Origin of the sequence: Streptomyces sp. SM11 (assembly GCF_002910905.1) — a bacterium.
Taxonomy (GTDB): domain Bacteria; phylum Actinomycetota; class Actinomycetes; order Streptomycetales; family Streptomycetaceae; genus Streptomyces.
Map to the genome: position 1 here is coordinate 1 of NZ_NEUE01000102.1, position 9364 is coordinate 9364.

At 70.4% G+C, this 9364-nt stretch carries 8 protein-coding genes; 7 read left to right on the forward strand and 1 reads right to left on the reverse strand.

What is annotated here, in order from left to right:
• Positions 1 to 114: 114 nt before the first annotated feature.
• From B9S58_RS06780 to B9S58_RS06805, 6 genes are all read left to right on the forward strand, one after another.
• The gene (locus B9S58_RS06780) at positions 115 to 297 is read left to right on the forward strand and encodes a Trm112 family protein (protein WP_103531214.1); all 183 of its coding nucleotides are present in this window, start codon (positions 115 to 117) and stop codon (positions 295 to 297) included.
• 222 nt (positions 298 to 519) lie between these two features.
• Positions 520 to 1656 (forward strand): SIS domain-containing protein, encoded by a 1137-nt coding sequence (locus tag B9S58_RS06785; RefSeq protein ID WP_103531215.1) that lies wholly within the window; start codon positions 520 to 522, stop codon positions 1654 to 1656.
• Positions 1657 to 1757: 101 nt separating this feature from the next.
• Positions 1758 to 2933: a mannose-6-phosphate isomerase, class I gene (gene manA / locus B9S58_RS06790; protein WP_103531216.1), complete on the forward strand. Its 1176-nt coding sequence runs from the start codon at positions 1758 to 1760 to the stop codon at positions 2931 to 2933.
• Between the two features lie 87 nt (positions 2934 to 3020).
• The gene (locus B9S58_RS06795) at positions 3021 to 4007 is read left to right on the forward strand and encodes a cation diffusion facilitator family transporter (RefSeq protein WP_103531217.1); all 987 of its coding nucleotides are present in this window, start codon (positions 3021 to 3023) and stop codon (positions 4005 to 4007) included.
• Between the two features lie 277 nt (positions 4008 to 4284).
• Entirely contained in the window at positions 4285 to 5742 is a 1458-nt protein-coding gene (gene ahcY / locus B9S58_RS06800; RefSeq protein ID WP_103531218.1) for an adenosylhomocysteinase, read from the forward strand.
• 174 nt (positions 5743 to 5916) lie between these two features.
• Entirely contained in the window at positions 5917 to 6585 is a 669-nt protein-coding gene (locus tag B9S58_RS06805) for a hypothetical protein (RefSeq protein ID WP_103531219.1), read from the forward strand.
• Here B9S58_RS06805 and B9S58_RS06810 read toward each other — a convergent pair.
• The gene (locus tag B9S58_RS06810) at positions 6582 to 7574 is read right to left on the reverse strand and encodes an RDD family protein (protein ID WP_103531220.1); all 993 of its coding nucleotides are present in this window, start codon (positions 7572 to 7574) and stop codon (positions 6582 to 6584) included. The two genes, B9S58_RS06805 and B9S58_RS06810, sit on opposite strands and share 4 nt — an antisense overlap.
• 123 nt (positions 7575 to 7697) lie before the next feature.
• On the opposite strand from B9S58_RS06810, the gene B9S58_RS06815 reads away from it, so the two are divergent.
• On the forward strand, positions 7698 to 8705 hold the full coding sequence (locus B9S58_RS06815) for a stage II sporulation protein M (RefSeq protein WP_103531221.1): 1008 nt from the start codon (positions 7698 to 7700) through the stop codon (positions 8703 to 8705).
• Positions 8706 to 9364: the final 659 nt, after the last annotated feature.

The window sequence follows — 9364 nt, forward strand, 5'->3', positions numbered from 1 at the left end:
CCGCATCCCCCGTTTCATCCCCCCGGTCAGGCCGCGCCCCCTCCACCTCAGCGGTAGGCTGACGACGCCTGATCCACGCGGATCGGAACTCGCATGCTCGAAGGGACTCACCCCATGGCGCTCGAAGCCGGCCTCCTGGAGATCCTGGCCTGCCCTGCCTGCCACTCCCCGCTCGACGACCGTTCGGCGGCCGACAGCCCCGAACTGGTCTGCACGGGCGACGACTGCGGACTGGCCTACCCGATCCGGGACGGCATCCCGGTCCTGCTCGTCGACGAGGCCCGCCGCCCCGCCTGACCGCGAGCGGCACGCGTACGGACAGGACGGTGCAGGAACCGCGCAGGAACCGCGCAGGACGGCGCACGGCACCGCACGGCCGCCGGGCCCGCCCAGGCAGCAGGCAGGGGAAGGCCACACAGCCCGGCACCTCGCCCGGCCGGCCCGACAGCCAAGCCATCGCACCCCACCCGCACGCGTACCCGCAGCCCGCACCCACCCGGTGATCGGAGGCCCACCGCCATGCTGGACGAGTCCTTGCTCGACGCCCCGGAAGCCCTGGCCCGAGCCGACCGGCGCGATCTGCTGCGCGGAGCCGCCGAGGCAGGCGCACGGGTCCGTACCGCCGCCCGGCACGCCGCCGAGGCCGGCATCGGCAGCCTGAACCCGGAGGGCCGGCCACGGGCCGTCCTCGTCGCGGGCCCCGGCACCGCCGCTTCCGGGGTCGCCGACCTGATCGGCGCGCTCGCGGGCGCGGCCGCCCCCGTCGTACGCATCCACCCCACGGGCGTCGCCCCCGCCCCCGGCGCCCTCCGCTGGGCCCTGCCCGGCTGGGCCGGATCCGTGGACCTCCTCCTCATCGCGACCGCAGACGGTTCCGAACCGGGCCTCGCCCTGCTCGCCGAGCAGGCCTACCGCCGCGGCTGCACCGTCGTCGCCGTCGCCCCGACCCGCTCGCCGCTGCGCGAGGCGGTCGACGGGGTACACGGTCTGGTCGTCCCGATGGCGGCCGCCCCGCACGGCGAGTACGACGCGGAGACCTCTGCCGCCGGCCCCGGCACGCTGTGGGCCCTCCTCACCCCCCTGCTGGCGCTCCTGGACCGGGTCGGGCTGGTGACCGCGCCCCCCGAGGACCTCCAGAAGGTGGCGGACCGCCTGGACCGCACCGCGGAACGCTGCGGCCCGGCCATCGCCATGTACAGCAACCCGGCCAAGACGCTCGCCGCCGAGCTCGCCGACAGCCTGCCGCTGCTGTGGACGGAGGGCGACGCGGCGGGCCCGGTGGGGCGCCGCTTCGCCGCCGTACTGTCCGAGCTCGCCGGCCGCCCCGCCCTGGCCGCGGAACTGCCCGAGGCACTGCCCTCGCACGGCACGCTCCTCGCCGGGGACTTCGCGGCCGGCGCGGACCCCGACGACTTCTTCCGCGACCGGGTCGACGAGGGAGAGACGCTGAGGGCCCGGGTCGTCCTGCTCCGGGACCGCCCGACGGGAGGCCTCAGCGCCTACCCGGCGGCCCGGGAACTGGCGCTCGGTCACGACACTCCGGTCAGCGAACTGGAACCGGAAGAGGGCAGCGAGCTGGAGGCCGTGGCCGAACTGCTCGCGACCACCGACTTCGCGGCGGTCTACCTGTCACTGGCCTCGGCCCCCCAGTCCTGACGCAAGCCACACCTTCCGGCCATCCCCACGATGCCAGGACCTCACGCACCACTGATATCCCTGGTGGCCCACCCCGCCCCGCCCCACCCGAGGACGACTTCATGGACCGGCTGTCCAACACCGTGCGCCCCTACGCCTGGGGATCCACCACGGCCATTCCCGCCCTGCTCGGCATCGCGCCCACCGGCGAACCGCAGGCCGAGATGTGGATGGGCGCCCACCCCGGAGCGCCCTCGCGCGTCAGCCGCACCACCCCGGCGGGCGAGCCGGAACTCGCGCTCACCGAGGCCATCGCCGCCGACCCGGAAGGCGAGCTCGGCACAGCCACGGTCGACCGTTTCGGTCCCCGCCTCCCCTTCCTCCTGAAGCTCCTCGCCGCCGGCGCCCCCCTCTCCGTCCAGGTCCACCCGAACCTGGACCAGGCCCGCGAGGGTTACGCTGACGAGGAGGCCCGGGGCGTCCCGATCGACGCCCCGCACCGCACGTACAAGGACGCGAACCACAAGCCCGAACTGATCTGCGCCCTCACCCCCTTCGACGGACTGTGCGGCTTCCGCAGGCCCACCGAAGCGGCGGACGCGATGGAGGCGCTGGGAGTCGACTCCCTCAAGCCGTACGTGGACCTCCTCCGCGCCCACCCCGAGGAGGCCGCCCTCCGCGAGGTGCTCACGGCGATCCTCGGCGCGGAGCCGACCGAGATGGCCGAGACCGTGGCCGACGCGGCGGCCGCCGCCGAACGGCTCGGGGGCGCCCACACCCCGTACGCCCGTATCGCCCACCACTTCCCCGGCGACCCCGGGGCACTGGCCGCGATGCTGCTGAACTACGTACAACTCCAGCCCGGGGAAGCCCTGTTCCTCGGCGCAGGCGTCCCGCACGCCTATCTCGACGGCCTCGGTGTCGAGATCATGGCCAACTCGGACAACGTGCTCCGCTGCGGCCTCACCCCCAAGCACATCGACGTCCCCGAACTCCTGCGGATCGTCCGGTTCGAGGCCACCGAACCCGGCGTCCTGCGCCCGGAGGCCGCCCCGTCGGGCGAGGAGCTCTACGAGACCCCCGCCGAGGAGTTCGCCCTGTCCCGCTACACCCTTGCGTCAGGGGCGGCCCCCACCGGGCTGCCCGCCCCCGCTCCCCAGATCCTGCTCTGCACGGCAGGCGAGGTCACGGTCGGCGAACTCGCCCTCGCCCCGGGGCAGTCCGTCTACGTCCCGGCCGGCGAGACGGTCGAGGTGGCAGGCTCGGGAACACTCTTCCGGGCGACCGTGGCGGCTTGACGCACGGACCGTCCCGCCGGCTGCAACAATGTGCCGCCTTACCGCGACGGCCCGTGCCGCGCACCGACGAAGGGACACCACGCACTCATGAGCGCGGCAGGCGGAACCAAGGCGATCGTGGCGGCACTCGTCGCCAACTTCTCGATCGCCGTGGCCAAATTCGTAGCGTTCCTCTTCAGTGGTTCCTCGTCGATGCTCGCGGAGAGCGTCCACTCGCTCGCCGACTCGGGCAACCAGGGACTCCTGCTGCTCGGCGGCAAGAAGGCGAAGCGCGAAGCCACCCCCGAGCATCCCTTCGGCTACGGGCGCGAGCGCTACATCTACGCGTTCCTCGTCTCCATCGTCCTCTTCTCGGTCGGTGGCATGTTCGCGGTCTACGAGGGCTACGAGAAGATCAAGCACCCGCACGAGATCGAGGCCTGGTACTGGCCGGTCGGAGTCCTAGTCTTCGCGATCATCGCCGAGATCTTCTCCTTCCGTACGGCGATCCGTGAGTCCAACCAGACGCGCGGCGACCGCTCCTGGACCGAGTTCGTCCGCCACTCCAAGGCACCCGAACTCCCGGTCGTCCTCCTGGAGGACCTCGGCGCGCTCGTCGGCCTTGTCCTGGCGCTCGCGGGCGTCGGCCTCGCCCTCGGCACCGGCAACGGCGTCTGGGACGGCATCGGCACCCTCTGCATCGGCATCCTGCTGATCCTCATCGCGATCGTCCTGGCCGTCGAGACGAAGTCCCTCCTGCTCGGCGAGTCCGCCGGCATCGAGGACGTCGAGAAGATCAAGGCGGCCGTGGTGGACGGCGACACCGTCACCCGCATCATCCACATGCGCACCCTTCACCTCGGCCCCGAGGAGCTGCTGGTCGCCGCCAAGATCGCGGTCCGGCACGACGAGACCGCGACCGAGGTCGCCGACGCCATCAACGCCGCCGAGATCCGCATCCGCGAAGCGGTCCCGATCGCCCGGGTCATCTACCTGGAGCCGGACATCTACAACGCGGATGCCGCGGCGACCGGAACCAACCCGGGCAAGACGCTCGACGGCTCACCCGACGCTGCGGGCGATTCCGGCCACTGACCCACCGCACACCGGCCCCGATCGGCCCGGTGACCCCTCACACACGCCCCTCTCCACGAACGGGCTGGGGCTCACTGGGCCGTTCGGTGTAGATTCGGATACGGAATACAGACGTCGCTGCTGATGGCGGTCGACCGGCTGGCGGGAGCGAGCCGGGCGAGGGACAGAGGGCCTCCGACGGACTGCACCGCGAACGCCCGGGCATTCGTGTGCCCGCCGCGCCGCTGAGTCAGCCCAAGACAGCCCACCCTCGACCCATCACGAGGAGCAGCCCGTTATGACGACGGCCACCAACCGCCAGGACTTCAAGGTCGCCGACCTCTCCCTCGCCGCTTTCGGGCGTAAGGAGATCACGCTCGCCGAGCACGAGATGCCTGGTCTGATGTCGATCCGTAAGGAGTTCGCCGCCGCTCAGCCGCTGGCTGGCGCCCGGATCACCGGTTCGCTGCACATGACCGTGCAGACGGCTGTGCTCATCGAGACCCTCGTCGCCCTGGGCGCCGAGGTCCGCTGGGCCTCCTGCAACATCTTCTCCACCCAGGACCACGCCGCCGCGGCGATCGCGGTCGGCCCGAAGGGCACTCCGGAAGCCCCCGCGGGCGTCCCGGTCTTCGCCTGGAAGGGCGAGACCCTGGAGGAGTACTGGTGGTGCACGGAGCAGGCGCTGACCTGGCCGAACACCCCCACCGGCGGCCCGAACATGATCCTGGACGACGGTGGCGACGCCACCCTCCTCGTCCACAAGGGTGTCGAGTTCGAGAAGGTCGGCGCGGCCCCGGACCCGACGACCGCGGACAGCGAGGAGTACGCCCACATCCTCACCCTGCTGAACCGCACCCTCGGCGAGGCCCCGCAGAAGTGGACCCAGCTGGCGTCCGAGATCCGCGGTGTCACCGAGGAGACGACGACGGGTGTGCACCGCCTGTATGAGATGCACCGTGACGGTTCCCTCCTGTTCCCCGCGATCAACGTGAACGACGCGGTGACCAAGTCGAAGTTCGACAACAAGTACGGCTGCCGCCACTCGCTCATCGACGGCATCAACCGCGCCACCGACGTCCTGATCGGCGGCAAGACCGCCGTCGTCTTCGGCTACGGCGATGTGGGCAAGGGCTGCGCGGAGTCCCTGCGCGGCCAGGGCGCCCGGGTGATCATCACGGAGATCGACCCGATCTGCGCGCTCCAGGCGGCCATGGACGGATATCAGGTGGCCACGCTGGACGACGTCGTGGAGCAGGCGGACATCTTCGTCACCACGACGGGCAACAAGGACATCATCATGGCCAAGGACATGGCCCGGATGAAGCACCAGGCGATCGTCGGGAACATCGGCCACTTCGACAACGAGATCGACATGGCCGGCCTTGCGCAGATCGACGGCATCGTCAAGGACGAGGTCAAGCCGCAGGTCCACACCTGGACGTTCCCCGACGGCAAGGTCCTCATCGTCCTGTCCGAGGGCCGCCTCCTCAACCTGGGCAACGCGACCGGACACCCGTCCTTCGTGATGTCCAACAGCTTCGCGGACCAGACCCTCGCGCAGATCGAGCTGTTCACGAAGCCCGAGGAGTACCCGACCGACGTGTACGTGCTGCCCAAGCACCTGGACGAGAAGGTCGCCCGCCTCCACCTCGACGCCCTGGGCGTCAGGCTCACGACCCTGCGTCCCGAGCAGGCGGCGTACATCGGTGTCCAGGTCGAGGGCCCGTACAAGCCCGACCACTACCGCTACTGATACATCCGCGGCCACTGATCCACCCTTGGTGTCCGGGAGGCCGGCCTCCCGGACACCGAACGGCATCAGGCCCTCAGTAGCACCAGCAGACCCGAGAGCAGGCCCCCGCACCCCCGTGGCGGGGGCCTGCTCCCGTTACCGCCCCCGCACAGCGCGAGGAACCCGAAGGACCCCATGCCCCGCGGCAGGTATTCGCTCCACGACCTTCACGATCACACCCCCCTCGGTGAAGAGCACTTCCACTGCGCCCCCGGCCCCTCCGGCTGGCGCTACGTCTCCCAGACCACAGCCCCCGCCGGAGATCACCTCGGCTCCGTCGACCTGGCCCTGGACGAGTTGGGCCGGCCCATCCGCCTCGAACTCCATGCCGCGAGCTGGCAGGTACGAGGAGCAGCGCTGGAAGGGGTCACCTGGGTCCGGACCGATCCCACCGGCAGCCACGCCACCGAAGGCAACGTCCGCGCCCACGCCTTCGCCGGCACGTCTCCCGCGTTCCTCGTCGCCATGACCCGCCTCCTGCGCCTCACCCCCGATTCCCCCACGACCCGCGTCCGCGTGGTCACCTTCACGGACCCGGTCCTCGCACCCAGGACCGTCGACCAGTCCTGGGCCCTGGTGAACAGTGAAGCGCACACCACTGACAACGGCCCCCTGATCGTGGACGAATACCAGGTCAGCGCCCTGGACACCGGGGAACAGCACACCGTCCACATCACCGGTGACGTGGTCCTCGCAGCACCCGGTATCGAACTCGAACACCTGGAGTCGCCCCCGTCCCCCCGCGCCTCCGGCACCCCGTCGGACCCGGACGCACCGCCCGGTGCAGGGCAGGACGAGCTCTAGCCGGGCGGAGCGAACCCGGCCGAGGAAGCCCCCCTGCGCCGCTGCTCGTGAGCACCGCCGAAACCACCCCCAGACCCGGAACCGGCACCAGCAGAGCCCCCACCGACAGTGCCGCTCCCACCGCCGAACCCCACAGCCCCACCGATCCCACCAGCCCCAGCGCCTCCGGGGTTTCCAGGAGCCTCGACGTACCCCCCGACTCCGGCAGGCGCGGACGGCACGGGCCCCTCGGCCCGAGGCCCGGCGAACACGCGCCGCGCATCCCGTGCCTGCCGCTCATGAACCACCGCGGCGAGGAAGGCCGCCGCGGGAGCGCCCTGCGGCGCGACGGCTCCCGTCCGCGCGACCAGTTCACCGGCCAGCCGCTCCGCGAGCGAACGGCCCACGTCGGGATCCAGCTGCTGCATCCGCGTCAGGTACTGCCGTATTGCGGACCAGAGCCCGTCCGGCACGGCCGACAGATCCAGCTGTGCGAACCGGCCGACCAGCCAGGGCGGGGGAGGCGGCACGGCGACGGACCGGCCCGTCGCCGCGACCCGCTCCCGGATCACCAGCGTCCCGGCGAACACGTCACCGATCCGGCGCCCCCGCGCCGACACCAGGGACGCGATGGAGGCCAGGGCGCCGAAGGTCATGAGGATCTCGACGAGCCCCATGGCCCCTCGCACGAGCGCGTGCCGGAAACGGATCGGCCCGCCGTCGTCCCGCACCACCCGCAGGCCGCAGGCCAGCTTCCCCAGGGAACGCCCATGGCTCAGCGTCTCCACCGCGACCGGCCCACCGATCAGGACCAGCAGGAACGAGGCGACCCCGATCGCTGCCACGGCCGCTTCGTCCAACGAAACGGAAGCGATGCCCAGCACGACCGAGACCAGGACGAAAGCAGCGAACGTCACCGCCAGATCGATCGCCGAGGCCAGCGCCCGGCTTGGCAGCCGCGCGGGCCTCAACCCCAGAACGACCGCGTCCCCGGTCACCAGCTCACTCATCGGGCCCCACCCTTCGCCGACCTGCCTTCTCCGCCCCAGCCGGGCCCAGTCTGCCAAGCTGACCGCCAGCGCGCCGCAGTAGTACGGACCTGTACGCACCTTTGCCTGGAGCAACAGACGCCCATGGACCTCGACGTCTTCGTCACCGCCCACCGCACGGAGTGGGACCGCCTCGAACACCTCCTGCGCCGGGGGCGCCGCCTCACGGGCGCGGAAGCGGACGAGCTCGTCGTCCTCTACCAGCGCACGGCGACCCACCTCTCGCTCATCCGGTCGAGCAGCCCCGACCCGCTCCTCACCGGCCGGCTCACCCAGCTCGTGGCCCGCGCCCGGTCGACGGTCACCGGCACCCGCAAGGCCTCCTGGCGGGACGCGGCCCGGTTCCTCACCGCGGGATTCCCCGCCGCGGTCTACCGCTCGCGCCACTGGTGGATCCCCACCGCGGTGCTCTCGACCGCGCTGGCGGCACTGCTGGGCTGGTGGATCGGCACCCACCCCGAGGTCCAGGCCGCGATTGCCGCACCGGAGGACCTTCGTGCGATGACCCGGCCGGGCGGGGAGTACGAGACCTACTACTCCAGCCATCCGGCGGCGTCGTTCGCGGCACAGGTATGGACGAACAATGCGCAGGCCGCGGCCCTGTGTCTGGTCCTGGGGGCGTTCCTCTGCATACCGGTGATCTGGATCCTCTTCCTCAACATGCTCAACCTCGGCGTCGGCATAGGCCTCATGTCCTCCGCGGGCCGTCTCGACGTCTTCCTCGGCCTGGTCCTTCCCCACGGCCTACTCGAACTGACCGCGGTGTTCGTCGCCGCCGGCACGGGACTGCGTCTCGGCTGGACTGTGATCGACCCGGGCCCCCTGTCACGCCGGACCGCCCTGGCCCAGCAGGGCCGCGCCGCCCTGGGCATGGCTATCGGACTGGCCCTGGTCCTGTTCGTCTCCGGACTCATCGAGGGCTTCGTGACCCCGTCCGGCCTCCCGACCTGGGCCAGGATCACCATGGGCATCACCGCTGAGCTGGCCTTCCTCGCGTACGTCTACACCCTGGGCGGCCGTGCCGCACGTGCCGGCGACACGGGTGACCTCACAGCGGTCGAACGCAGCGCGGAACTTCCCACCGCAGCCTGACCGCCGATGTGCTTTCACCCCCGCTGAGCTGCTAGTGTCCTCCTCGCCCACAAAAACCGTTGACACGGCAGAAGTGGGGAGGTAGATTTGAACGGTTGCCTCGGACTAGACAAGTTCGAGTTGAGCGCGTAGCGTCTACTCCGCTCGTGCAGGAGCGCTTGTCGCTCTGCAGGGCCACATGATTCTCCTTATCTGAATCACCGGGGCGTTCGTTTCGCCCCGAGAATTTCTGATAAAGTCGGGTCAGCCGAAAGGCAAGGCCACTCCACAGGCCACCGGAAATCGAATTCGGACCGGAAACGGAACGAAAAAGAGTCTGGTAAAGTTGGAACCGCCGGAAAGGGGAAACGCGAAAGCGGAGGACCTGGAAAGCGAAACTGCTTGACCCGCTTCGACCGGGAATCGGACACGAAAGAGTCTGATAGAGTCGGAAACGCAAGAACGAAGGGAAGCGCCCGGAGGGACCCGGTGAAACGGGACCGAAGGAAGCGTCCGTTCCTTGAGAACTCAACAGCGTGCCAAAAGTCAACGCCAAATATGTTGATACCCCGGCCTGCTTCGGCAGGTTGGTGGTTCCTTTGAAAGTCCTGCACGGGTCGCTTCGGCGACCGGGCAGGCAATTACACAGCGAGGACGCTGAGGACAACGGGTCTTATTCC

Coding starts and splice junctions, on each gene's coding strand:
- B9S58_RS06805 (WP_103531219.1), top strand. CDS start 5,917: ATGCCCCGCGGCAGGTATTCGCTCCACGACCTTCACGATCACACCCCC.
- B9S58_RS06810 (WP_103531220.1), bottom strand. CDS start 7,574: ATGAGTGAGCTGGTGACCGGGGACGCGGTCGTTCTGGGGTTGAGGCCC.
- manA (WP_103531216.1), top strand. CDS start 1,758: ATGGACCGGCTGTCCAACACCGTGCGCCCCTACGCCTGGGGATCCACC.
- B9S58_RS06785 (WP_103531215.1), top strand. CDS start 520: ATGCTGGACGAGTCCTTGCTCGACGCCCCGGAAGCCCTGGCCCGAGCC.
- B9S58_RS06795 (WP_103531217.1), top strand. CDS start 3,021: ATGAGCGCGGCAGGCGGAACCAAGGCGATCGTGGCGGCACTCGTCGCC.
- B9S58_RS06780 (WP_103531214.1), top strand. CDS start 115: ATGGCGCTCGAAGCCGGCCTCCTGGAGATCCTGGCCTGCCCTGCCTGC.
- B9S58_RS06815 (WP_103531221.1), top strand. CDS start 7,698: ATGGACCTCGACGTCTTCGTCACCGCCCACCGCACGGAGTGGGACCGC.
- ahcY (WP_103531218.1), top strand. CDS start 4,285: ATGACGACGGCCACCAACCGCCAGGACTTCAAGGTCGCCGACCTCTCC.